Origin of the sequence: Pseudarthrobacter sp. NPDC058196, from assembly GCF_042882685.1 — a bacterium.
Lineage (GTDB): Bacteria > Actinomycetota > Actinomycetes > Actinomycetales > Micrococcaceae > Arthrobacter.
Genome location: NZ_JBHVVN010000002.1, coordinates 341,124 through 364,145, shown reverse-complemented (window position 1 = coordinate 364,145; position 23,022 = coordinate 341,124). Strand labels below are relative to the sequence as shown.

At 62.6% G+C, this 23,022-nt stretch carries 21 protein-coding genes and 6 pseudogenes; 9 read left to right on the top strand and 18 right to left on the bottom strand.

The window, feature by feature from the left end:
- Window positions 1–6: 6 nt before the first annotated feature.
- From ACFVVC_RS04420 to ACFVVC_RS04405, 4 genes are all read right to left on the bottom strand, one after another.
- On the bottom strand, window positions 7–882 hold the full coding sequence (locus ACFVVC_RS04420) for an alpha/beta fold hydrolase (RefSeq protein WP_387449620.1): 876 nt from the start codon (window positions 880–882) through the stop codon (window positions 7–9).
- Entirely contained in the window at window positions 879–2,714 is a 1,836-nt protein-coding gene (locus ACFVVC_RS04415; protein WP_387449618.1) for an FAD-dependent monooxygenase, read from the bottom strand. The genes ACFVVC_RS04420 and ACFVVC_RS04415 overlap by 4 nt, the downstream gene beginning before the upstream one ends.
- Before the next feature lies 1 nt (window position 2,715).
- Window positions 2,716–3,396 carry a CoA-transferase gene (locus tag ACFVVC_RS04410; protein WP_387449616.1) on the bottom strand — a complete coding sequence of 227 codons (681 nt, stop codon included), beginning with the start codon at window positions 3,394–3,396 and terminating at the stop codon, window positions 2,716–2,718.
- 68 nt (window positions 3,397–3,464) lie between these two features.
- Entirely contained in the window at window positions 3,465–4,130 is a 666-nt protein-coding gene (locus ACFVVC_RS04405; protein ID WP_387449614.1) for a 3-oxoacid CoA-transferase subunit A, read from the bottom strand.
- 341 nt (window positions 4,131–4,471) lie between these two features.
- Between ACFVVC_RS04405 and ACFVVC_RS04400 the strand changes: the two genes are divergently transcribed.
- Window positions 4,472–4,756 carry a hypothetical protein gene (locus tag ACFVVC_RS04400; protein WP_387449612.1) on the top strand — a complete coding sequence of 95 codons (285 nt, stop codon included), beginning with the start codon at window positions 4,472–4,474 and terminating at the stop codon, window positions 4,754–4,756.
- A 320-nt stretch (window positions 4,757–5,076) separates the two neighbouring features.
- On the opposite strand, the pseudogene ACFVVC_RS04395 reads toward ACFVVC_RS04400, so the two are convergent.
- The 3 pseudogenes from ACFVVC_RS04395 to ACFVVC_RS04385 form a co-directional block, all read right to left on the bottom strand.
- Window positions 5,077–5,424: pseudogene (locus tag ACFVVC_RS04395) on the bottom strand (transposase); the annotation flags it as partial.
- A gap of 446 nt (window positions 5,425–5,870) precedes the next feature.
- Window positions 5,871–6,131: pseudogene (locus ACFVVC_RS04390) on the bottom strand (transposase); the annotation flags it as partial.
- 335 nt (window positions 6,132–6,466) lie between these two features.
- Window positions 6,467–6,673 (bottom strand): annotated as a pseudogene (locus ACFVVC_RS04385) (transposase); the annotation flags it as partial.
- 150 nt (window positions 6,674–6,823) lie between these two features.
- Here ACFVVC_RS04385 and ACFVVC_RS04380 point away from each other — a divergent pair.
- Window positions 6,824–7,312, top strand: a complete 489-nt coding sequence (locus tag ACFVVC_RS04380) for a hypothetical protein (protein WP_387449610.1) — start codon at window positions 6,824–6,826, stop codon at window positions 7,310–7,312.
- Between the two features lie 45 nt (window positions 7,313–7,357).
- Here the strand turns inward: ACFVVC_RS04380 and ACFVVC_RS04375 are convergent, their stop codons facing one another.
- Window positions 7,358–8,278: a fumarylacetoacetate hydrolase family protein gene (locus ACFVVC_RS04375; RefSeq protein ID WP_387449608.1), complete on the bottom strand. Its 921-nt coding sequence runs from the start codon at window positions 8,276–8,278 to the stop codon at window positions 7,358–7,360.
- Window positions 8,279–8,816: 538 nt separating this feature from the next.
- Between ACFVVC_RS04375 and ACFVVC_RS04370 the strand changes: the two genes are divergently transcribed.
- The 4 genes and pseudogenes from ACFVVC_RS04370 to ACFVVC_RS04355 all read left to right on the top strand — a co-directional run.
- Window positions 8,817–9,452: a DDE-type integrase/transposase/recombinase gene (locus ACFVVC_RS04370; RefSeq protein WP_387449606.1), complete on the top strand. Its 636-nt coding sequence runs from the start codon at window positions 8,817–8,819 to the stop codon at window positions 9,450–9,452.
- 250 nt (window positions 9,453–9,702) lie between these two features.
- The gene (locus tag ACFVVC_RS04365; RefSeq protein WP_387449876.1) at window positions 9,703–10,266 is read left to right on the top strand and encodes a hypothetical protein; all 564 of its coding nucleotides are present in this window, start codon (window positions 9,703–9,705) and stop codon (window positions 10,264–10,266) included.
- Complete coding sequence (locus ACFVVC_RS04360) at window positions 10,188–10,448, top strand: tyrosine-type recombinase/integrase (RefSeq protein WP_387449604.1); 261 nt, start codon at window positions 10,188–10,190, stop codon at window positions 10,446–10,448. The genes ACFVVC_RS04365 and ACFVVC_RS04360 overlap by 79 nt, the downstream gene beginning before the upstream one ends.
- Window positions 10,449–10,825: 377 nt before the next feature.
- Window positions 10,826–11,993 (top strand): annotated as a pseudogene (locus tag ACFVVC_RS04355) (M23 family metallopeptidase); the annotation flags it as partial.
- On the opposite strand, the gene ACFVVC_RS04350 reads toward ACFVVC_RS04355, so the two are convergent.
- The 3 genes from ACFVVC_RS04350 to ACFVVC_RS04340 form a co-directional block, all read right to left on the bottom strand.
- The gene (locus tag ACFVVC_RS04350) at window positions 11,957–12,235 is read right to left on the bottom strand and encodes a hypothetical protein (protein ID WP_387449602.1); all 279 of its coding nucleotides are present in this window, start codon (window positions 12,233–12,235) and stop codon (window positions 11,957–11,959) included. The pseudogene ACFVVC_RS04355 and the gene ACFVVC_RS04350 overlap by 37 nt on opposite strands.
- A gap of 183 nt (window positions 12,236–12,418) precedes the next feature.
- Entirely contained in the window at window positions 12,419–13,207 is a 789-nt protein-coding gene (locus ACFVVC_RS04345) for an SDR family NAD(P)-dependent oxidoreductase (protein ID WP_387449600.1), read from the bottom strand.
- A 204-nt stretch (window positions 13,208–13,411) separates the two neighbouring features.
- Window positions 13,412–15,139 carry an SMP-30/gluconolactonase/LRE family protein gene (locus ACFVVC_RS04340; RefSeq protein ID WP_387449598.1) on the bottom strand — a complete coding sequence of 576 codons (1,728 nt, stop codon included), beginning with the start codon at window positions 15,137–15,139 and terminating at the stop codon, window positions 13,412–13,414.
- A 797-nt stretch (window positions 15,140–15,936) separates the two neighbouring features.
- On the opposite strand from ACFVVC_RS04340, the pseudogene ACFVVC_RS04335 reads away from it, so the two are divergent.
- A pseudogene (locus ACFVVC_RS04335) lies at window positions 15,937–16,180 on the top strand (integrase core domain-containing protein); the annotation flags it as partial.
- A gap of 238 nt (window positions 16,181–16,418) precedes the next feature.
- Here ACFVVC_RS04335 and ACFVVC_RS04330 read toward each other — a convergent pair.
- From ACFVVC_RS04330 to ACFVVC_RS04305, 6 genes and pseudogenes are all read right to left on the bottom strand, one after another.
- On the bottom strand, window positions 16,419–17,135 hold the full coding sequence (locus tag ACFVVC_RS04330; protein WP_387449596.1) for an NADPH-dependent F420 reductase: 717 nt from the start codon (window positions 17,133–17,135) through the stop codon (window positions 16,419–16,421).
- 145 nt (window positions 17,136–17,280) lie between these two features.
- Complete coding sequence (locus ACFVVC_RS04325; RefSeq protein WP_387449594.1) at window positions 17,281–17,781, bottom strand: nuclear transport factor 2 family protein; 501 nt, start codon at window positions 17,779–17,781, stop codon at window positions 17,281–17,283.
- 308 nt (window positions 17,782–18,089) lie between these two features.
- The gene (locus tag ACFVVC_RS04320; protein WP_387449592.1) at window positions 18,090–19,403 is read right to left on the bottom strand and encodes a flavin monoamine oxidase family protein; all 1,314 of its coding nucleotides are present in this window, start codon (window positions 19,401–19,403) and stop codon (window positions 18,090–18,092) included.
- A 214-nt stretch (window positions 19,404–19,617) separates the two neighbouring features.
- Window positions 19,618–19,743 (bottom strand): hypothetical protein, encoded by a 126-nt coding sequence (locus ACFVVC_RS04315; protein ID WP_387449590.1) that lies wholly within the window; start codon window positions 19,741–19,743, stop codon window positions 19,618–19,620.
- Between the two features lie 4 nt (window positions 19,744–19,747).
- Complete coding sequence (locus tag ACFVVC_RS04310; RefSeq protein ID WP_387449588.1) at window positions 19,748–20,704, bottom strand: SDR family NAD(P)-dependent oxidoreductase; 957 nt, start codon at window positions 20,702–20,704, stop codon at window positions 19,748–19,750.
- Between the two features lie 380 nt (window positions 20,705–21,084).
- Window positions 21,085–21,363: pseudogene (locus ACFVVC_RS04305) on the bottom strand (IS1380 family transposase); the annotation flags it as partial.
- Between the two features lie 324 nt (window positions 21,364–21,687).
- On the opposite strand from ACFVVC_RS04305, the gene ACFVVC_RS04300 reads away from it, so the two are divergent.
- The gene (locus ACFVVC_RS04300; RefSeq protein ID WP_387449585.1) at window positions 21,688–22,188 is read left to right on the top strand and encodes a VOC family protein; all 501 of its coding nucleotides are present in this window, start codon (window positions 21,688–21,690) and stop codon (window positions 22,186–22,188) included.
- 493 nt (window positions 22,189–22,681) lie between these two features.
- Window positions 22,682–22,843, top strand: a complete 162-nt coding sequence (locus ACFVVC_RS04295; RefSeq protein WP_387449583.1) for a hypothetical protein — start codon at window positions 22,682–22,684, stop codon at window positions 22,841–22,843.
- On the opposite strand, the gene ACFVVC_RS04290 is transcribed toward ACFVVC_RS04295, so the two are convergent.
- Window positions 22,795–22,899, bottom strand: coding sequence for a transposase (locus ACFVVC_RS04290; protein ID WP_387449858.1), 105 nt, complete (start codon window positions 22,897–22,899; stop codon window positions 22,795–22,797). The genes ACFVVC_RS04295 and ACFVVC_RS04290 overlap by 49 nt on opposite strands.
- Between the last annotated feature and the right edge of the window lie 123 nt (window positions 22,900–23,022).

Sequence of the window (23,022 nt, the reverse complement as noted above, 5' to 3'; positions counted from 1 at the left end):
TCCTCGTCAATCTTTGTTGGGTTGGTGGGTCATTCGCGCGCTGGCTAGTCTCTGCAGGGCGCAGTCGGTGAGGAAGGTGTGGATAATCTCCGCCGTCCTCTCGGGCATCGTTACGTTCGGACAGTGCCCGGCCGGCAAGATCTCTATGCGTGCGTCTGTGAGCTCTGAGGCCAGGTGCTCGCCCCAATCCGGTTCGAGGAGATCGTCCTCCACGCCGTGAATGATGAGAGTCGGGACGTTGACGCCGCGCAAGGATTTGGGGAAGTCGTTCACCGGTACACTGCGTCGGATGGCGTCGGGGACGGTCAGGCGCGGGGCGGACATCGTCTCGTAGTGGCCTGGCACATGGGACCACGCCAACCGCCGATCGACGTAGTCGCTGTCCTGGTCATCGATCCCGAGTAAGCGGACCAGCCTCCGCATGTCCTCACGTGTTCCGTCGAATCGGGTTAACTCTGCCGGCGCTTTGGGGGTCTTCCAAGGGCCGCCTGTGCCGCCCAGGGTCACGGCAGCCGAGATCCGGCGCCGGTAGTTCGGATCGGTCAGCGCCCGGATAGTCATCGTTCCGCCGAAGGAACTGCCCACGAATGGAAGTGAGATGATTCCCAGCTCATCGAGCAGGGCGAGCACATGCTCGATCTGCACAGTTACGGTCGACGCGGCGAAGTTGTAGATCTTGTCCGTGCCCCCGTAACCGATCAGGTCCGGTGCGATGACCCGGCGATCCTGCGCGAGGATAGGGATCATGCTCTCCCATGACATGTCGGCCGATGCCCCCCACCCGCCATCGTGAAGTAGCAGGATCGGCGGTGCCTCGGAATCCCCTGCGACCAGCACTCGCGTGCGCACCCCGCGGACTGTGTAATGACGTTCTTCGATCATCGTGCGACCACCACGTCTCTCGTCTCTCTCTGCTGGATTGGGCTCTTCCCGAGTACGCCGAGAACAGCGTCCCGGAGCGCTCCGGCGAGATCGTCTGGAGCCTCAGCAACGCGCCAGCCGACGAAGTTGTCGGGCCGGACGAGGATTGCCCCGCTGTCATCGATCTCGCCGCGTACCGAGTGCCAATCCCCGGAGACGAGGCGGTGACCTTCGTCGCCGATGACGGAAACCGTGATAGGCAGACCGATCTCGTTCGAGATCTCCGCCGCAGCGCTCGACCACCCAGGACCGTCTGCGGAGGTGATCACCGTGAACCCGTTAAGCGGAGCCAGGTCGTGGGTGGATACCCGCTCTCCGTCGGGCGACTGCAGCCAAACATGCGGCAGGCGATGCCCGGGCCTGGCCTCCGGTGTGTAAACCGAACCCATCGGATCGCGAGGCGGCGGCGCCGATCCGTCCGGGACCACCGCCGCGCCTCGATCCGAATACACGTACCCAAGGTCGAGATCGTGGGGGTTAAACTCGATCCGTTGCGTCTGCCAAACCTCGTCCAGAATGGCTCTGCGAGCCGCGCCCATCGGGGTGTCGGCCACCAGCTCCGTGAACACGTCGCGGCGCTGTTCACGCGACATCTCGGGACCTATGCCCAATCCGGCCACGAGAGTCCTCCCAAGGTTCTGGAAGGTGAACATTGCCCACTCGACCTGCAGTGCGTCGATTGCCCTCCGCTCGGTCGAGTATGAATCGAGCAAGGAATCCGGTGCGACGCCGGAGGTGACCGCGGCGAGTTTCCACGCGAGATTGTCTGCGTCCTGGAAGGCTGAGTTCAACCCTAGTCCGGTGGTCGGTGGCTGGCGGTGCGCCGCATCGCCGACGATGAGCACGCGCCCCGCACGAAATGTCTCGGCGACCACAGCCTCCAGGGACCAATGACTGATACCCATCATCGACACTTCGAGGTCGTCGATCTTCAGCAGGCGCCGGATCAATTCGACGGCCCCCTCATCATCGATATCGGCTGCCGGGTCGCCAGCCGCAAACCGGATGTTCAGACGCCAGCGTCGGACGTCTTGCGGGCCACGGCCCCAGCCGGCTTCGCCGGATCCCTGGGGTACGAGAACGCCGCTGCTGTACGGCCCTCCGTCCGGATTGACGAAGAACCAGATGATCACGTCGTTCTCGGGCAGATGTGGCCCCAGGTCTGATTCGAAGATGAGACTAACCATGTCCGCGAGGCCGCTCTGGCCTTGGGGGATTACTCCGATCTCCGGACCGATCGTGCGCCCTCCGTCCGCAGCCACCAGATAGTCCGCATGGACAGTGGTGCGCTCGCCCGTCTCCTTGTTGAGGATGGTAGCGGTGACTCCGTCGGCTGCCTCATCGAAGTCGGTCAGTTGGTGCGAGAAACGGACGCGGTTCGGATTCCGCTCTTCAGCTGCGCGACGGAGGATCGGTTCGAGATCCCATTGCGGCAAGATCGCGCACCGTTCCGGACTGTCCCGCTCATGTATGGCTCGGTCGGGGTCGGCGAATCCGAGGAACGGAGCTATGTGCAGGCGCTGCCGGTCGATGGCATCATCTCCCGCTAGGGAGGTGTAAAAAGCCACTTTGGATACGCTGTCGGGATGAGGACCGAGACTGTAGATCTCCTGCGCCAGACCGTGTCTGCGGAAGATCTCCATGGTTCTCTGTGTGTAGGAACCTGCTTTGGGCAGGGTCGCAGTCCCGGGATGCTTTTCCACCAGGAGATGCTCGACGTTTCGGTCGGAAAGAAACGTCGATAAGGCGAGTCCGCACCCGCCTCCCCCGACGATCAACACGGGCACTCTCATATCAGTTCTCCTCCATTTGGGTTAGGTGTCTGTGGTGGCCTGGAAGTTGCTCTTCCTCGTCGACCCGCGGGAGCGTGACGTGCTCTTCGTGGATGTCGATCGTGATCCCCGGCGTTAGCCGTCGGACTTCGTCGAGATCTGTTGCCAATCCCAGTGCGATCAACCTGTCGCCTGCAGGCTGGAAGATGCCGAGCTCGGTGTAGATGCGGGTGACCACACCGGGCGCGGTGAGTGGCAGCGAACAGCGGGTGACGATCTTCGGCTCACCGTGGCGTCCCAGGTGTTTCATCAGAACGATGACCTCACGCGCTCCTAGGGCTAAGTCCATGGCGCCCCCGACAGCAGGAGCCTTGACGCCCCCGGTGGACCAATTTGCCAGATCACCGGCGACGGACACCTCGTAGGCGCCCATTACGCACGCGTCGAGATGTCCGCCTCGGATCAACGCGAAGGACTCCGCGTGATCGACAATCGACGCTCCTTTAACGAGCGTGATCGGACGTTTGCCCGCGTCTATGAGGTTCATGTCCTGCTGATCACCGGTGGCGTTCGCACCGATACCGATGACGCCATTCTCGGCTTGCAGGATCACTTCTCGACCGTGAGGGATCATTTCTCCCACGAGTTGCGGCATCCCTATCCCGAGGTTCACCACGGAACCGTCAGGAAGATCGATCGCCACCTCCCGCGCGACTCCGACTGGTTTAAGTCCGGGGAATCGACCTTCCGACGACGCCGGACGCAGCGCGCTCATCGGCCGACCCGGACGACTCGATCGACGAACGGTGCCGGGGTCATGACATGATGTGGGTCAATCGACCCCAAAGGCACGATTTCCTCGACCTGGGCAACAGTCAGCGTCGCGGCCGAAGCCATCGCGGGCGCGAAGTTCCGCGCCACGTACTGGTAGGTGAGGTTGCCCCACCGGTCCCCTAGCCGGGCGCTGATGAGCGCGACATCGGCTCGGAGCCCGTATTCGAGCACTTGGGTGACACCGGCAATTTCGCGATGCTCTTTTCCCTCAGCGAGAACTGTACCGACCGTCGTTGGAGTGAAGAATCCGCCGATGCCCGCACCCCCTGCCCGAATGCGTTCTACCAGCGTTCCCTGCGGAACGAGTTCGAGGTCAATCGATCCAGCATTGTAACGCCGATCGAATGCCGCCGAGTCAGCCGAGCGTGGGTACGAGCAGATGATCTTCGCAACTGCCCCGGTCTCGATTAGCCGAGCAAGCCCGTCCGATCCGATCCCGGCGTTGTTCGAGACGACCGTAAGACCGGTCAGTCCTAGCTCACATAGACCCTCGATGAGCGCTACAGGTGACCCTGCCCCGCCGAACCCGGCGATGAATGTCGTCGCGCCGTCTTTGATGCCGCTCAAGGCATCGAGCACGTCGGATCTCACCTTGTTGATCACTACTCACTCCTGTTCCTCTATTGACTAGCAAAGTAGATTCTGGGAGCTGACGTTGCAGCCACTTTGGTCACACATCCGGTGACGAACTAAACATCTTTGCAGATGAGCGAGGTCAGCTCGCGGCTGCGTAACCTCGAAAACGAGCGAGAAGAACGCATGACCCGCAGGCCTGTTCGGCGATGTGTCCCGCCACCGGAACTGCGCCGGGCATGGATCTGCATCTGACCCGGATCCGCGAGTCGTGCCCGCCGGCGGGCGCGCTTCAAATGAATAACCCTCTGGCTTGGGACAATGGGAGTTGCGAAGCAACCAGGACCCAGCCCGGAAAGGACACCTGTTCGGTGGCACCTCCACGGGGCGAAAAGCGCCGCACGAAGTTGGACGCGAAGAAGGCGCGGGCCTGTCGGGTACGGATCGGGGCCCCGGACCCTGCGCTGTCCCCGGCGGCCGGGGTCGAGGCGATCCGGGAGGCCGACCGGGTCCTGGGCCTGGCCTCGGCGCTTGATGCCGGGATCGGGGCGGTGAATGAACGGGACCGGGGCCTGCCCGGAGGGCAGCTGCTGGTGGCGGTGGCCTCGGCCCAGCTGGCCGGGCAAGACTTTCTGGTCGGGCTGGACCCGGCGTAGGGCCGATGTCGCCGGCCAGCAGCTCGAACCGGTCCCGACCCCGGCGTCCACGACCGCGGCCGGGATCGCCCGGCGCTTCGGCCCCGGGCAACTGTCCGGATTCGAGGCCGGCATCGGCCAGGTCAACACCGCCATGCTGGACCTGGTGCCGCCGCTGCGGCGCGCCTCGCTGGCCAAGGGTTGCCACGACCGACGGGGGATGGCACCGACGTCGAGGTCTACGACCGGCCCAAGGACAAGGCCGCCCATGCCTAAACCGAGGCGCTGACCCTGCGCCCGCACATCGGGTTCGGGGCCGAGGCAGGCATCCCGTTGGCCAACTAGTTGATAGGCGGCATCGTGGACCCCCGCAGCAACTGCGTCGAGCTGCTGGACCGGTCCATCGCGGCCCTGCCGTCCGGGTGGAGACGGTCGGTGCCGGTGGGATGCCGGCTACTTCGCCGAACACCTGGCCGCAGCCTGCGTGCAGTGCGGGGTCGGGTTCGCGATTGGGGCCAAGCGCCATAGTCCAGGAACGGCATGAATTCGCTCCACGCGTTTTTCCACAGCCGGGTGACGGCCGGATACTGCCGGCCCCATTTGGCCGGGAAGTCGACAAAACGTTCCTTCGCCGCGGCCTCCGACGGTGCCGTGTAGACCGGGCGGAGATCACGGGGCATTTCGTCCCAGGACTGGCGGGCGGCCTACCGGAACGTGTTGCGGACCAGGTGGACGATGCAGACTCCCGCTGTCAACCTGCTGCCGGATTGGGTGATCTTGCGGTGGGCAGGGTGGAGTGGCGGGCGGGCCGGTGTTGCCCGTCCGTTTGGGTGCCGGGAGAGTCAGCCGGCGTTGCTCAGGGTATTTGCCCCGGTGTTGGTGTGCGTGGTGGCGGCGCCGTTGTTCCCGGCGGCGCGGAGGGCCTCGTCGCGGTGCGAGTGGAGCGTGGGGTCGTATTCCACGTGGTCCTGCCAGCAGCGCCAGAGAACACGGACCAGCGGGTTCCGATGCCGCGCGGGGCACGGTGATGGCACCGACCGGCTGCCCTGGCCTCCTGGCAGAGGTGGCCGGAGCAGTGCGGGTCTTCACGGACGGCGACGAAGGTCCACCAGTCGATCGAGTGGCGCATGCGTTTGTTCGCTTCGTAGCGGAACCGCACCTGCCGGCTCCGGCCGGAGGCGCGAGTGACCGAGGCGAGTCCGGTCTCAGCCAGTGGTGCACCGGCGGTCGGGTACCGGGAGCGGTCCTCACCTACTCCGGCGAGCAACGTCGCGGCGGTGACCGGTGCGAGGCCGGGAAAGCTGGTGAAGATCCTGGTGTCCGGGTGCTGAGCCAGCAGCTGGTCAATCCCTATGTCGTAGTCGCGCAGGTGCCGGGCGAAGCGCTTCTGCAGCATGATCTTGCCCTCGGCATTGACCAGGCATAACTGATGGACTTCCGCGCCCCAATCAAACCGGCAAACAGGTCGGAGGATTCGGAATGATGATGTGGCTGCGCCATAGGTGTCCTCTCCGGATAGATTCCACCTGTCATCGGTACGCGCGGCAGCCTCGCGTCAGAACCTTATCTCGGCAATCGTCCTGGGTACGTTGCAACTCCCACTGGCTGATTTACGATTCTGCCCCGCGGCGGTCGAACGGGTCTGCATGGGGAGCTCGAAGGTGACGCGTCTCCACAGGTTCTGCCCGCCACGGTGCAGGTGGCCGACCGAGCGGTTCTGTCCACACCATTGTGGACAGATAAGGTGTGCACGATGGTCAGCGCCCACACATTGGAGACGACTTCCGGCAGGCCCTTGAGCCCTTCGCAGACCAAGAAGAAGCTGTCCTTGACCCCGCAGTTCTTGATGTCGGTGAGCACGCTCATTCAGAACTTCGCGCCCACGCCGCCGGTACCGACCCACGGGCCCCGAATGTCCTTCTCCCCGCCCAGCGTCACCCAATCGCCAGGCTGGCCGGGCTGGACGATGCGCCGTGGTCCGGGCGTCCACCGGTCTTCACCCCGGTCTAGGTCGACGGCGTCAGGCGCGCCTGCACCCCGCCGTCGGATAAGAGCGTTCCACTGACCCGGTGGTCGGCCGCCGAGCTGGTGCGGACGGCCCTCGAGGAAGGACTGGTCACCTCGGGCAGCCCGGCCACCTTGGGTCGCTGGCTGGCTGCCGATGCGATCAGGCCCTGGAGAAGACCGGTCGAGCCCTTCACGCAGCTCGTGGCCAAGGTGATGACCACCGAGCCCTACGCCTCGGCCCGGCGGGTGTTGGGTCGTGGACAACGGGTCCTCACACAACGGCATGCGCTCCATCGACCGGATGCACACCGCCTGGCCGACCGCGACCTGGTTGACCTGCCCGTTCACGCCTCCTGGCTGAACCAGGTCGAGAACTACTTCTCCATCCTGCAGCGCAAGGCCATCACCGGCAGGGACTTCACCGACCTCGACCAGTTCGCCCAACGCGTGCTCGCCTTCCAGGACCGCGACAACACCACCGCCGAACCCTTCGACTGGAAATACACCCGCCACGACCTCCGCGACAACCTACAGCGCCTGAGTGAACACAAACACGACCTCGCAACCTAACCCCCGACGAACTAACGAAAATGCCCACTAGCAAGACTCAGGTACTCATCGTCCTTCTACAGACGGTTCGGCGACGACTTCGTTCTCAATGACGCCTATTCCAGTGACTTGCACTCGGACACGGTCGCCCAACGTCAGCCATTTCTCCTGCACTGCACCGACACCTGCAGGCGTACCAGTGGCGATAAGATCACCGGGTTCGAGCGTGCACACTTGTGATATTTGGCTGACGATCGCCCACGGGCTGAGGATCTGGTCCGCCAGAGCGCCCGATTGGCGGAGCTCTCCGTTCACCCATGTCCTGATCTCGGCGGAAGCAGGATCAAACTCGTCGGCGGTCACGATCCACGGGCCGATGGGCCCATGTGTATCGAAGCTCTTGCCGAGCCACGCCTGAGACGTCGTCGTCTGCCAATCGCGCACGGACACATCGTTGGCGACGACGTAGCCGGCGATCGCTGCCCGGGCCGCAGATTCGTCGCCATCTCTGAGACGTCGGCCTATGACCACAGCTACTTCGCCCTCGTAGTCCAGAAGAGTCGACTTCCGCGGGAGCCAGATCGGGGAATGGGGCCCGCTGATGCAGGAGACCTGTTTGTTGAAGATCATCGCGAAGCGAGGATCGGGATAGGCTTGCGCGACCAGTTGATTGCGTCGATGTGCCGATTGCGCACGTGCCGTCGTTCCTCCGGACACCTCTGCCACATGGTCGCGGGTGTTCATACCAGCGGCGAAGTATTTGCCGGGCCGGGAGACCGGCGCCAGCAGTTCAAGCGAATCGATTGGCACCGAGGGTCGGCCGTCGGCTCGTGCATCGGCGCTCATCCGCGACCACAGGTCGGACCCACCCCCTAGGATGTCTTCGACCTCTAGCCGATAACCGAGTTGCTGGGCATCGACCAGTCTCTCGTCCACCACTATTCCGATGCGCGGTCCGTGGTCGGACATGTACCGTGCCAGTTTCACTTTCTAGTCCTTTCGTGGGCGGGGCGTCGTCGGGTCATCTCTCGACCCCGAGGTCGATACAGTAGTTGGCCACGAGTTCGTCGGCGACTACTGAAGTCACACTCCCCGGCAGCCAACGGGGGTGAACCGGCCCGAGTTTTGTAGGGACTGTTTTCCGAGGAGGATGACAGTATGCCCAAGCAGTACCCCAAAGAACTCAAGGACCGTGCGGTCCGGCTGGTGCTTGATCACCCAGATGACTATGAGTCCACTGCGGAAGCGATCCGCGTTATTGCCGGACGGCTGAATATCGGTCGCGAATCTCTCTGCGCAGGTGGGTGGTCCAGGCCGGGGCGGATCCCGGAGCGCATCCCGGGACAACCACAGCCGAACAGGAGCGCATCAAGGCTCTTGAGCGGGAAGTCCGCGAACTCAAGCGCACGAACGAAATCCTGAAATCTGCAGCGTCGTTCTTCGCCCGGGAGCTCGACCCGGGACACCGCAGCTTGCGAGCTTCATTTCCAAGCATCAGAAGGAATACGGGGTCGAGCGGATCTGCATGGCGCTAAGTGAGATCGGCGCGCAGATCGCCCCGTCCACCTACTACGCCGCACTCAACCGCGGTGCCTCCGGACGCTCTGTGACCGACGCCTGCATCGTTGATGTCCTGCGGACACGGCATGGCCGCAACGAAGAGAAAGCGGCTCCGGAGAGTATCCATGGACACAAGAAGATGTGGCACTGGCTGCGCCGCAACGGTCACAAGGCGGTAGCACGTTGCACCGTGGAGCGGCTCATGCGCCAGGAAGGCATGCGCGGGGCCGTAAGGCTGAAACGTGTTCGCACGACCAGGCCTCCAAAGGATGCTGTCCGCGCCGGAGACGTGCTCAACCGAAACTTCACAGCGCCGGCGCCGAACAGGGCCTGGATCACGTACTTCATCTATGTCAGGACCTGGTCCGGATTCGTATACACGGCCTTCGTATTCGATGTGTTCTCCCAGAAGACCGTCGCCTTCAACGTCGCATCGGAGAAGACCACCCCGTTGGTCCAAACCTGCCTCGACATGGCTATCTGGTCCCGCAAGAACGCCGACCAACCGGTCAATGACGGCTTGATCCACCACTCCGATTATGCCGAGGTTTGCGTTAAGCCGGGGAATCCGGGCTTGGCCTGTGCCGGCGCGGTTGGCTGAGAATTCGCGGCTTAACGTTCCGGGTGTGTGGCGCTAGCGTCCGCCGCATCCATGCGTCTATCGGAAAGGCAAAGGTCATGGATACGACAACAGTGGAACATCGCGGCGCGGTCGTCACAGCGGCGCTGCACGCAGCTGGCTACCAGGAATCAACAATTGGTCAGTACCGGACGAGCATCAGGGCGCTGACCGGGTCGCCGCCGATCGCGGCGGGGTATAAACACCGGAGCTGGGCTCCGAGTTCGCGGCGATGACGACGAGCCCGCGGACCGGTCGCTTCAGCGCCCAGCGGCGCTTCGATTACAATCGCCTGGTGGGTGTGTTCGATTCCTACCTGCGCTCCGGGGAGGTGGTGTTGACTCCGCGCACCCGTGGCGGTGGCGAACGTCATCCGGGATCCAGGGAGTTGATCAGGCTCGCGACCAGGTGGGAAGAGGACCTGGCTGTTCGGGAGCTGGCTCCGGCGACCCGGGAAGCCTACGGGCGGGTCGCGCGCGGCTATCTTGTGTATTTGGAGGACCAAGGGATTCGGTGCCTGGACGAGGCCGGTCCGGGCACTGTCACAGGGTTCTTCGCGTCCTTGTTGGAGAGGTGGGCGGCATCGTCCTTGTTCTGGGTGGTGTCGAACTTCCGCCCGTTCCTGAAGTTCACCGGACGCCTGGACCTTCTTGAGGCGGTGAATCTGCTGGGAATGCGCCGCAGCCACCTGATCCTGCCCGTTGTGCTGACGAGGTCGTGCGACGGGTTGGCAACGCGTGCGCGTCGCCGGGGCCGGTCAGCAGCCGGGACGCCGCGGTCACCCTGCTGGCGCTGATGACGGGTCTGCGGGCCTGTGACATCATTGCCCTGCGATTGCCAGACATCGACTGGCGCGCCGGGACGGTCGGACTCGTGCAGCAGAAGACCGGCAACCCGCTAACGCTGCCTCTGCCGGGGCCGCAGGAGGCCGGGCTGGGGATGGTGCACACTCACCGGCTGCGGCACAAGCGGCGATGAACGTCATCGCGACCGGCGGGACTTTGGTCCAGGCGCAGGAGCTCTTGGGCCATCGCAGCGCTGTCAGCACGCGGGTCTCCGCCAGGGTCGATGTTGCGTCGTTGCGGACGCTGACGGTGCCGTTCGGGCAGGTGCCGCGATGAGCCTTTACGACGACCTGGACGTCTACCTGGCCCGGCGCCGGGCCCTGGGGTTTCGGCTCACGACGGTTGCGTATCTGCTGCGTCAGTTCTGCGGCTGGCTCCAAGATCACTGGAAGACTGATTCGCGACGAGACCTGTCCGAACACACCATCTGCGCTTACCGGGATACGTGGCGGATGCTCATCACATTCCTGGCGGCCAGGACCGGGTCCAGGGCCGGGCGCATCGACTACCGGACCGAACTACCCGTCGCCGCGCGGTCTGCTCGACATCCTCGACTGGCAGCAGATGGACCCCGGCGAAGCCGCCCAAGCCGTCGAAGTCTCCGCCGACCCCGATCGCTACCACAACAACGAACCCGTCGCCGAGACCATCCTCACCACTAGTAGCACCGTCACACCTGCGGGCATCGTCGGCGCGACGTCATCGTCGTCACGCGTAGTGTTCCCGTTACCCGAAGGAACCTGGGTGCTGACCTCGCCGTTCGGGATGCGCATGCACCCGGTCACCGGTGAATGCAAGATACACACCGGCACCGACTTCGCAGCACCCGACGGCACCCAGATCCTCGCCGCCGCCGACGGCACCGTCTCCACCGCAGAATTCTCCGGCGGATACGGCGGGCTCATCCTGATCGAGCAGACCATCGACGGACAAACGGTGGCGACCGCCTACGCGCACATGCGGCAGCACGGCATCCAAGTCACACCCGGCGATCAGGTGCGGGCTGGGCAGCACATCGGCGACGTCGGCAGCTCGGGGGACTCCACCGGCGCGCATCTGCATTTCGAGGTCCGCCCTGGCGGCACCGACGGCGAAGCCATCGACGCCGCAGCCTGGCTCAACCACGACGGCGCCGCGAACCTTCCCGAAGCGACAAGCGGATCACCCGCCGCCTGCCGCACGGCGGGTGCCGCGGGCACGCCCGCGGGTGTTGACGGTGACCCTGACCGGCTTGTCGACGATCCCACCAGCTCGGGTCAGATCACCTCGCGCCTGCTGCACCTCTACCAGCAGACCCTCGCCGCCTACCCGGAGACTGGATGGGGCTGCTATTCGCCCCGCCCCGGCACCAAGTCCGAGCACCCCCTCGGAAGGGCCTGCGACATCACGTTCGGAAACCAGATCGGCCAACGCCCCAACGCCGCGCAACTTGACGCCGGGTGGGCCGTCACGAACTGGATGAAAGACAACGCCGACATCCTCGGCGTTGAATACCTCATCTGGCAAGGCCAAATCTGGTCCGTCAGGCGCGACGGCGACGGCTGGCGGCCCTACAACGGCGCACGGCATCCACGACCCTAGCGACGTGACCGGAGGTCACTACGACCACCTCCACGACCCTAGCGACGTGACCGGAGGTCACTACGACCACCTCCACGTCACCGTGAAAGCCGGGTGATCGAGATGGGCGTCTTCCCCGATTTCGACGGCTTTAGCGGCATCGGCCACCTTCGCGAGCATGTACCTCGTGATCGCCTTCATGTCAGGATGGGAACCCGTTGTGACGATCACAAGTTCGGATGCGGGTACGACGATCAGATACTGGCCATCGGTGCCGTCACAGTAGTAGACCCCGTCTTCGCAGACCCAGAAAGCGTAACCATAAGCGAACCTGGGGAACACTCGTGAACCATCGAACATTGCGGGCGTCCTCACCGGAGGCCGCGTCGCATCGGTTACCCAGGACCTGTCAACGAGAGCGGTGCCGTCGACCAGCGTTCCGCCCGCGAGCACCAGTTCACCGAACCCCAGTAGTTCGGCTCCTCGTCGTCCACGATTGTGCCAACGCACCCCTCGCAAGTCAGGCGCGGAGGACAGAGCCGGTCAGGCTCTCATGACCTGGCCCCCACTAACTGAGATCACTTGACCGGTAATCCATCCCGAGAGATCGGAAAGGAAGAATGCTGCCATGGCGCCGATATCCTCCGGGCGCCCTAACCTTGGAAGCGGAGTCGCACGCTGAAGCTCCTCCCGCATCTCCTCAGAAATAACCGCCATCGCGTTAGGAGTGAGCACCATGCCAGGCGCAATGGAGTTGCTCCGGACATTGTCGGACCCATAAACGGAAGCAACGTGCCGCATCAGGCCCCCGATCCCAGCTTTCGAACTCGCGTAGGCCAGTTGTGAAACGCCTACTAAGTACGCGGCATCAGACATGAGGTTAACGATCGAGCCGTACCCCGACTCGACAAGGTGTGGCATCGCATACTTGGTAGCCAGCATGAAACCAGTCAAGTTCACGTCGAAGGTCCGCTGCCAAACCTCCAACGGCATGTCGGCCACCTTAGTGTCCCGACCAAAGACCTCGGGTGCGAGTTCCGCGGCGACGTTAAAGAGGCCATCAAGCTTGCCGAACTTCTCGATTGCGGCAGCCACTAGGTGCCTGATGTCGCTTTCGACAGACAGGTCCGCCTTCACAGCGATCGCGTCGCCGCCCGCATCCCGCGCGGCTTGCGCGGTCCGCTCTGCGGATTCCTGAAGTAAATCACCGACTACAAGCTTCGCTCCGCTAGCTCCCAGATAGGTGGCTGCCGCAGTGGCAATCCCTCCTGCCCCGGCAAAGACCACGACCTTTCCCTCTAGGCCCGGCATTCTAAACTCGCTGCTATTCATCAGGTTCCTTTCGGGGGTCCAACTCGGTGGATACCGCGGTTGTGGTGTGTCACTTCGACGTCCTCGCTCATCAGAGTGCGCCTAGTGTCGAGGTCGTCGCTGTTGTAGCAGTCGACTTGGGAGTTCGCGACGGCTAGAAGATTTTCGGAAGCATTCATTGTGGCTTCTTTGTTTCGTCCGACGAAGCTGTCTGATTGAGTTGCTTCAATTTCCCCTCGGGGAGGCCCACACGTCGTCCCGTCGCACCAAGCGAAGTACACTGCCATCTCCGTCGCAACCGACGAATACACTGCCGTCAGGACTGGCTGCCAAGTCGTTGAATGGCGTCCACGGACCGGGTGCATTCGGCGGGAGACCGCCCACTACCTTCGGGGTTACCCCAGCGCCGCCACCGATGGGCAGATTGTCGGCAATGACTGTTGATGCCCCCGATTCGAGCGAAAGGTGGTGCAGGCTACGGCTGCCACGCGCCAAGACATACAGGTCGGACCCATTCACCGCCAGGCCGTGCGGGTCATCTAGTCCGTCGATGACCATCGACACTCCGCGACCGTCGACACGCGAGACGATTCCTGCATCCCCTTGGACCACGAAGAGCGACCCATCAGCAGCAACAGCGACCCCCATGGGGCGCGCTAGACCCGAAGCCACGGTTGTTATGACGCCATCGCGATCGATCCGCACTAGCCTGCCCTCGGAGGATTCAGCGACATAAACCGCTCCGTCAGCCGTGGCCGCCAAACCCACGACGTCACCGAGGCCAGTCGCAAGCGTCCGGTGCCCACCTCCCGGGTCGGTCTTGACGACAGTGCCCGCGGTCGTTGCCATCAGAAGCGACCCATCCTCCGCGAAGGCCACTGATCGGAGAACGCCGGGAAACCCAGCGTCCATAAAGGTTCCCAAGCGCTCCACAGGGCCGTTTGCTTGAACCGCTGCGTAGCTCCAAGCATCGGCTATGTACAGGGTGCCGTCGTCTGACACATCAAGCCCCATCGGGCCTATAAAGCCGGGCTGCACGACGTCTCGGAGCGCGCCTTGAGTCGTGATTTGCGTGATTCGGCCATCAATCATATTCGAAACGAACAGCGACCCATCCGGGCCGAAGGCACAGTTGTCTAGGCCAGGAGCGAGTCTGGCTAATGTTGTCGTCGCTCCCGTTCGCGGATCGATGGTGAGGACCGAACCCCCGGCCTCAGTCGTAACGATGTTCCCATCGGGCGTCGCTTTGACCGCCACGGGCACGCTGAGCCCGCTCACGACCAGATGTGGGTCCCCCCCGTCGTCGGGATCCACACTCCAAATCTCGCCGGCTAGGACCGACGGGAAATACAGTCGACCATCCGTACCGACGCTCATCCCATTAGGCCACTGAAGACCCTCTGCTACAAGCCGTCGTTCTCGTCCATCTGGAAAGAGTTCAAAAATGCATCCGTCGGGCCGGAATTGGCCGACGAACAGTCGATCTCCGCTAGTGGTAATACCGTTCGCATCCGGCACGTTCGAGTCGATCACTTTGAGCCCACCGAGGCTGTCACGTGCGGACACACGACCCAACTCCATTTCGGCGATGTACATCGTACCGTCTGCACCGAATGCGATGTCATCGGGACAAGTGATGGGATCGTCCGTGCGGCATACCGTTCGGACCACTCCACTCTCTGGCGTGACGGCGCTGATCTCGCTTCCGTACGCCTCGGCAACATAGAGTTGGTTGTCAGGGCCGAAGCTAATGCCGTTTGCGCCGATCAGCGCCGAAGGCCCGGCCACGCGCGATAGCGACCATTGTGACGCCGTCCGCACGGATGGCGGGGTAGCGAAACCATAACGGCCCGACTCGCTGACTTTTGGTGTCGTCGTCATTCGATCTTGCCCTTCGACTTTGGGTGTCGTCGTCATTCGATCTTGCCCTTCGACTTTGGGTGTCGTCGTCATTCGATCTTGCCCTTCTACTTTATGACCTGATTGATGGTGAGTGCCTGGCCGGCGCGACGCGAGTCACACACGGTTGGGGTGTCTCATGATGTGGGGTTTAACTTGAGCCGCTGTGTGCGCGACACATCGTCGAGGACGACGGGACTGGAGGCTCCAATCCGCGTGTCACAAAGCAGTTCTGCGAAGATCGCCCGGTGCTGCTCAATGCCTGTATCGGGTCCGATCCCTCAACCCTCGCGACGAGCGTGCGGGCGCGGCGACAGGGTGGACGAATAACCAGATGACGATGTCGTCCTCGGAAAGTAGGCCGCCGAGCCAGTCGCGGCCGTCGAATCCGCCAACGAGCACCGCATCGCAGACACGGATCCCGGCGACCCCGGAGCCGAGATCGGCATAGATCTTGACCGTTCCAATTCACCCTCCCCTTCATCGCGGAAGCGAAACACTCATCACGAGTTGATATGAAGATACGCTAGAGCCGCGTTGCATCACGGTCAGCGACTTTTGTCGCACGAGCCCCAACTGGGCTGTGTCAAGGAATTTAGACAGTCCTAGGTGATTTCTTCGTGAAGTCAAGTGGTCAGCGGCGTGGCGCGCTATCAAAGAGCCAACCTGGATCCGTACCGGCGGTAAGACGCTTGCGGATCTGTGCCGGCTGACACCCTGGACACTACAAGAGGCAAGAACAAACGCGAGATCATCCGGTGCCTCAATCGCTACGTCATCCGTGAGGTCTACCACCTCGTCAAAATCGACCCCACCCGCAAGAATTAGGACTTGACAACTATTGGAGCATCAACGCGCTGATGGAGACGATCAACAGGTTGTACAAGTACGAGTGCATCCGGTCGTCGATCTTCCACGACGGACTGTACAAGACGGTCTCGGACGTCGAGTACGCCACCGCCGCATGGGTCGAGTGGTTCGGGCAATGAACGGTTCCACTCGAGCCTCGGGTACGTCCCACCCGTCGAGTTCGAGCAGAGCTACCACGCCGCTCGGGGCCGAGAGCTTCAACCCGGCGCAGTACCGCCCTCCTGATGTCATCTTGCGCGGTCTGCCTGGCTGGCTATTAGGGATATAGTCACCCCAGTTGTTATGAACGCCTTTTGAAAAGCACTCTTCTGACGATCGGCGTACTGAGATCCGGCGTCACAGAAGAGGTGAGACCGGATCGCAGTACTTCGTGTCATCGGCGCCTTTCGGGGAATGCCGCAGGCCCCTTCGTCGTGGACGTGTCTGCGTCAGCACGCCGAACGTCCATTCGGGAGATGACACATCAGAACTTACGGTCCGCCACCCGGACACGCCCGGCCCGAGCGAGTGCGGCTTGCAGCTTGGTAGCGGGCACCGGCGCAGACGGGGCTTCAGGCATCCGTTCCATGGGAGTATCCGGATCGGCGAGATAGAGCTGTGTGTAGGCATCCGACTCAGGCTCGAACTTCCAGCTGTCCACCAAGAGGCCTACGTCGACGGTGTCGAAACCGATCCTGTCGATGAGAGCAGCTGCCTCTGCCTTGGCAACCTCATCATCACTGGCGATGGGCAGAGCGCTCCGGTCAGCAGCACCGACTGGGCGGGCCAGCTGAGGGATGTGGTGCGACATGATGTTGTTGAAGGCCTTGACCAGAGGAACCCCGTCGAAGTGTGCCTGAACGAGTTCACTCGTGGTTACTCCATGACTGTCCAGTTGGGGTACTCGCCCGTCCCGGAACGGGTAGTAGTTACTGGTGTCCAACATCGTCTTGCCTTGCAGGCCCTCGGTGGGAATCGCCGCGTAGGCCGTGAGAGGCACGGAGAGCAGTACGAGATCACCAGCCTCGGCCGCATCGCGGACAGAACCTGCAGATGCCAGAAGCCCCAGTTCGGCAATAAAATCGGCCAGGCTCTCTGGGCCCCGGGAGTTGGCCACAACGACATGTATTTCTGCCGCTACTGCGAGGCGGGCGACCGCCGACCCGATCCTCCCGCTCCCGATTATTCCGAGTCTCTGCATGCATCTCCTTCCTGTTTATATGTCGATGGTGCAATGTTCCATCACGTTCCACGTGGGCCATTCTGCTCACGTACGCAGGTTGGCGTTCATTCTGCCTTCGCGCCTTCTCGCATTCACCGTTTCCCGCTGGCCTCGTAGTTCCGACTCACCAACGCTCGGCGTAGATCGGGTCGTGCGGGTAGAGCGCACCAAAGTTCGAACTAGGAGGGATACCGAACAGCTCGCCGTAGTCCGACTCTGGGTTCAGCCGCTGCGCGAGATCCCATATACACGTCCTCGACAGGACCTTCCACTCGCCGTCGCGCCGCTCACAAAAGTCTCGATATCGGCCGCACAGCAGATCGACCGCGGTGCCATCAGTCGGCACCTTGGTGTAGATAAACGCGGTCTCACGCTTGGCCTGATCACCGTCGAGTTCCACCAACATGTTAGAAATGTAGTGACTGGCCTTGTGTGAGGACACCTTCTGAGCTTCAAATGCCTTAGTGCAGAAGTCATGGGAGAGTCCGACGAAACTGCCATGGTCGTCAGTGGACTCCGGCCAGAAAGTCGACTTTACAAGCTCAAGGTCTTTGCGATCTATCCCGCGGCAATAGCGGACCATGTTCTCGTAAAGCGCTTGCTTGGCGATCAACGCGGTCACCATTTGGCGCTCTTCAGCATACGCAGCCGATTCGTCAACGGCCGACCCAGCTCTCGGACTCACCGGGCGATCTCCCTGCCAAGACTATGAAGCTGGTCCTCTGCTGGGGCGAGCGTCACGTGCAGCATCCTTTCCGCTATGTCCAATTCCTCTCCAATGTCCAGGTCCAGCTTGTGTTAGGGGCTCTAGCGATCCGGCTCGCCCCCGGATCTCGGTCCTCCACGCCCCGTCGCTGAGGGCGACGCGGGATCCACGCGCAACATCGGCTGCCACGACCAAGGGACAGGCGTTGCCATGCGGCAGGGTATCGTTCACGGGCGATGCAACGTTAGGAGCTCAACGACGCGCCGCGCCGCGTGGGTTCCCGATTGCAGTGCGCCGTCGACTCCGACCAACGCATTCGCGAGCTCCGCGCTCGCGAACACCATACGACTCTCCGCGGTTTGAAGGTAAGGCACAGCCCGAGACAGTTGGCGGGGCCGGAGGTGATGCTGCCCGCCTCGCGCATACAGGTCGCTGCCCCAATTGTGTGAGAAGACGTCTACGATCTTCCCACGCGGAAGCGGGAAGATCGTCTCGAACTCCTTAGCGAGCCTGTCCTTGTCCCAAGTGTCGATATCGTCGCTGAGACTGAAGCCTAGGATCGTAGTGAGACCGTCTGGTCGGACGATGTCCTTTCGTGCATGCACCAGCGGGGCATCGGTCCGGTCTGCGCGCAACACGAACAGATCCTCGACATCGCCCTCGACCAGCGCCCAGATTTTGGTTAGGTGAGGCGTCGCATAGACCTCGTCCACGTCGGTCCGCTGGGAGGGAAGCTTTGGATCGACGTCGAGGGTAGGCCAGATCGTCGGCGGCGTGGCAACGATGCACGCTAACGCCGTGTAGGTCTCGCCAGCCTCCGTGTGCACCGCCACTGAGGTCTCGTCGTGAACGATCCGGGCGACCGGAGATGCCAGCCGTATATGGGCGCCGGAATCGGCCGCGATGCTGTCCACCAGCGCTTTCATGCCTCCCGCCAGACGGAAACGGCTTGACATCTCAAGCATCCTATTCAAGCTGTGGCCGGCCATCGCGTAGTGCTTCACGAGAGACGATACCCCGGCTTGATCTCTCAACCCGCTGGTGCGAACGGTCATCCAGGCCTGGAGCCACGCCGCCTCCTCACGGGTGAGGTCCAGCTGCTCCACGCGACTGCTGACGGAGAGCTCGTCCATAGCGACCAGGGCGTCCTTGTCGAACCAGGGGTCGAATGGACGAGGGATAGACTCGCCGAGTCCGCGGAAGAACGCCTCGAGCCCCTTGCCCAGATGAGTGAGCGCCTCGTGGGCAGCGAGGCGCGTCAAACCGTCGTCGTTCGCGAGCGCGAACGTGGAAAAGGAGCCGACCTCAACAACCTCGAGGCGATAGCGCATGATCTCGGCCCACAGGTGTGGGTTCAGCCAGTGCACGTTCATGGCACCCATCTCGATGGGAGAGCCATTCCAGTCCGCCGTCCACGCCCGCCCACCGAGGTGATCCTTGGCCTCCAAGAGCAACACGCGCTGATCGAGCATCCGGAGCTCGCGCGCCGCCACGAGACCGGCGAGGCCGCCTCCCACGATAATCACGTCATAATCCGGCATCTCTTTTCCTTTCGTTGAGGTTCGCCCGTGACCGACTCGCTCCGAATCGCCGGCGACTCTGTTCGTATCAGATATAGAAACAGTGCTCGCAGGTGCTTGCGGGCGTAGCGCATCTCGCTGGTGTAGACAGCAGGGCCTGGATCACGGCCAGGGTCACGATCTCCACGTCGCTGATCTTAGGTGCGGTCTCGACCCGTGACCGGACAGGGACACGCTATGAATGGACAAACATCAGATCATCGATGGTTCCATGCAGTGAGGTGGCAAGGGTGTTCAGATCGGCGTCCACGCGGACCTCCTCGAAAAAGGCTCCCACGCTGACCCAGCCACTTGGACTCACTCATTTAGGCTGAGGGGAGCACAAACGGCTCAAGTACGTCAGGAGCGGGAACGACCTTCGCGTCAAGGTAGTGGATCCCGACCGGCTGAAGCCGGCCGCGAAGATCGGCATCAAAGGCAGCCGCGACATCGCGAGGCGTCCATCCGCCCGGCCGGTACAGCGGTTGCGCGAGAACGTGAGGTTTCGTGACCAGCGAGAGTTTGTCGCCGTCCTCCATACGCACAATCTGTCCGTTGATGTCCGTGCTTAGGTCCGAGAGCAGGAACACCGCGATCGGTGCGACGGTGGACGGGTCCGGTGCGGTATCCAGGAAGTCGGCCTTCTCGAGGGGACCGCTTCCAGGACCTCCTGCGCGCTCGGCATAGAACTCCACAGTGCGGTCCAGCATCACCGTCTTGGCGTACGGAGAGATGGCGTTGACTCGGATTTTGTTCCCCGAGGCCTGCATGTCTGCCGCCCAGCAGTAGGTGAGCGACGCGATGGCACCCTTACTCGCCCCATAGCTGCTCGTGTACACCAGGCCCGATTGCGCACCAGACACGACGTTGATAATCGAGCCTTCCTCGCCCATTGCGCGCAGCGCGTGAATAGACAGGAAGTGAGCGCCGAAGACGTTCACCTCGAAGGAACGCCGGATCTCTGCCTCGGTCTCTTCACCGGCCTTCGCCGGCCCGTAGAAGGCAGCGTTGTTGATCAGGCCATCGAGCTTGCCGAATGCATCTACCGTTGCCCGAACGACACTGTCGGTACTGTCCCAACTGGAGATGTCCGCCTCGATCGCAATCGCTGACCCACCATTTTCTCCGATCGACTCAGCAACCGCTCTAGCCTTGACCCCATCGAGGTCAACCACCGCCACGTTTGCACCCTCCACAGCCGCAGCGCGGGCGTAGGCCTCGCCCAGCCCCTGACCTGCGCCCGTGATGATTACTGACTTTCCGGTGAGCAGTCCATCACTCATGAACAACATCCTTTCGACATAACGCATTGGAGAACGTCACACATGACACCTATCGCACCAATGCCTGTATGAATCAAACTATTATCTGCCTATCCACCGTGGTGCTCTCCGTGCCCTTCATGGGTCTCTGGGAAGAGAGACTAGAGGCGGGCTGCGCCCCGGTCAGCAACTTTTGTCACAGGAGCCCCGACTTCCCAGGGAAGGAGGTGCCAGGGTGCAGCGTTCCCGCCCTGTAGTTGGCGTAGGCGTCATCGGTTCACAAGTGGAAGTATCGCTCGGGTAGCCATCCTGCGTCGGTGCGCGATAGCGATAGCGATAGCGAGGGTGGTGGTGGTGGTCTCGTCGTGCTTGCGGTGTACCCGGACGTTGATCGGCACCGCGATCAACGTCCGGGGCCATGGTGCTTCGATCTGGCAGACATGCCCGAAGGTTAAGGAGCGCAGGAACGAGCCCAGTGTCGTGGGCGCGTAGCAGGCGCTGAACAGCCGCTTCATCGCCCCCTGGCGGAGGATGGCCATGTCGTCGATGCTGTCAGCGCCGGCGCACATCCCGGCGACCAGAGCGGCGACCTTCGCCCCGGCGTTGGCGCCCTTGTCTGTCGGCACGCTCAACCGCTGCCCGGCCAGTTCATGCAGGCCGGCTTCGGCCGCAAGTTCCATCACCGGCACCAGTCCTGGAACTTCGCCGCCACTTGCACGACCGTAGCCCCTGACGTCGTCTTGACCTTCCGCACGTGGGGGCTCACACACCGAATCTACCCATCGGCTAGCGCTGCCCCGGACACGAGACCGAAAACCTGTGAACAGCACCGATCACACTGTCGACGATTGAAACAGCATCAACTTGTGGAACCCAGGTTCTTGACACAACCCCGTCGGGGCTCGTGCGACAAAAGTCGCTGACCGGGACGCAACGCGGTTCTAGCGTATCTTCACAGCGACTTCTGACGAGTGTCGCGGCTTCCGATCATCGAAAGGGACTTTATGACTGCGAATATTAACGACGAGCGGGGTGCTGGATTCCGCTTCTCGCATATCGGGTTGTGTGTGTCGGACATCAAGCGGGCAGTGACCTTTTACCGGGACGGGCTTGGCTTCACTGAGGGCATCGCGAGGCCGATAACCAACGACCACCGGGACCTTATCGGGGTGGACGATGGAGTGGATCTGCGGGGCAGCACCCAGTATCTACGGTTGGATGGACTACTGCTTGAGCTCATCGAGCTGGAATCTCCGGAGAGCATTCCTGCTTCCGCCCACGCGGTGCGCCCCATGCACCACCGCGGCATGACTCATCTCTCGCTCCATGTCAATGACATTGACACAGCGATCGAGACCTTGACCACCCACGGGGGAACCTATCTCGAACAGACCAGGCTCGACATCAAGTGGCCCGAGTCCTCGGCCGTCGTCCTCTTCTGCCTCGACCCGGATGGCAATCGAGTAGAGCTCATGCACTTCACGAACGAAGTTGACTTCGGTTAATAATAGTTCTCGGGTGTCGAGAAGACCGTGTGAGGCGCCGCCCGCCTGATATGTAGGTTTGGCTCTCAGGAGTCGTAGGTGAGCGGCCCCCGGGTGTTCGGTTCCGGGGCCGCTCACTTTATGTGCCCGATGCAGTTGATCGGCGGCAGCGGGGCGAGTCATTTTCGACTGGCATGGTCAGACTGATATTCGCGGGTTGGGTACCGCATGACGATTATTTGGCCGGAGCGGTCGGGCGCCTAAAATAGGGCGTCGGAGCGTGTTGGGCGCCTGCTCATAGTCGGTCTCCGGTTGGCTCCGCGTGCTCGCCACGTCGCTGCCACGGTCGGCCGGTGGGCACCTTCTTGGAGGTTCAGGCCGCGTTCATAGGTACTCCTAGTTGGAGCGGGACGGCCAGCGACCGGCGACCAGCCTGCGAGTTCGCGGGCAATCGCCGTGTTGGCTTTGACGGACTTCTGCTTCCGGGCATCGAAATGCTCCCACGGTGCAGCCGGTGGTTCCCTTCGAGCGCGCGGATCCGGGTTGCCGGGTCGACCAGATCCGGTTGGTGCAGCATCCTGAGGCCGGGGCGGGCGAACGGTCGGAGGTGATGCCAGGCGGCTTCGATCAGCAGTTTACGGGCATGGTGCTGCCGGCTTTAGTGATCGGGCCCTGACCTCGGGACTGGCCGGAAGACTGTTCGATGGGAACAAGGCCGAGGTAGGAGCCGATGGAGGATCCGGTGAACCGGGTCCAGTCACCGATCTCGACTGCCAGGCCGAACGCGGTGGTTACCCTGGATGCCGCGAAGACACATCAACCCGTTGATCACGGGGGCGTACCTGCAGCGTGACG

What these genes read in the sequence shown, in the direction of transcription:
- ACFVVC_RS04420 (WP_387449620.1), bottom strand. Translation starts at nt 882, where the DNA reads ATGATCGAAGAACGTCATTACACAGTCCGCGGGGTGCGCACGCGAGTG.
- ACFVVC_RS04415 (WP_387449618.1), bottom strand. Translation starts at nt 2,714, where the DNA reads ATGAGAGTGCCCGTGTTGATCGTCGGGGGAGGCGGGTGCGGACTCGCC.
- ACFVVC_RS04370 (WP_387449606.1), top strand. Translation starts at nt 8,817, where the DNA reads ATGGCGCTAAGTGAGATCGGCGCGCAGATCGCCCCGTCCACCTACTAC.
- ACFVVC_RS04365 (WP_387449876.1), top strand. Translation starts at nt 9,703, where the DNA reads ATGACGACGAGCCCGCGGACCGGTCGCTTCAGCGCCCAGCGGCGCTTC.
- ACFVVC_RS04350 (WP_387449602.1), bottom strand. Translation starts at nt 12,235, where the DNA reads ATGTTCGATGGTTCACGAGTGTTCCCCAGGTTCGCTTATGGTTACGCT.
- ACFVVC_RS04345 (WP_387449600.1), bottom strand. Translation starts at nt 13,207, where the DNA reads ATGAATAGCAGCGAGTTTAGAATGCCGGGCCTAGAGGGAAAGGTCGTG.
- ACFVVC_RS04340 (WP_387449598.1), bottom strand. Translation starts at nt 15,139, where the DNA reads ATGACGACGACACCCAAAGTCGAAGGGCAAGATCGAATGACGACGACA.
- ACFVVC_RS04330 (WP_387449596.1), bottom strand. Translation starts at nt 17,135, where the DNA reads ATGCAGAGACTCGGAATAATCGGGAGCGGGAGGATCGGGTCGGCGGTC.
- ACFVVC_RS04325 (WP_387449594.1), bottom strand. Translation starts at nt 17,781, where the DNA reads ATGGTGACCGCGTTGATCGCCAAGCAAGCGCTTTACGAGAACATGGTC.
- ACFVVC_RS04320 (WP_387449592.1), bottom strand. Translation starts at nt 19,403, where the DNA reads ATGCCGGATTATGACGTGATTATCGTGGGAGGCGGCCTCGCCGGTCTC.
- ACFVVC_RS04310 (WP_387449588.1), bottom strand. Translation starts at nt 20,704, where the DNA reads ATGAGTGATGGACTGCTCACCGGAAAGTCAGTAATCATCACGGGCGCA.
- ACFVVC_RS04300 (WP_387449585.1), top strand. Translation starts at nt 21,688, where the DNA reads ATGACTGCGAATATTAACGACGAGCGGGGTGCTGGATTCCGCTTCTCG.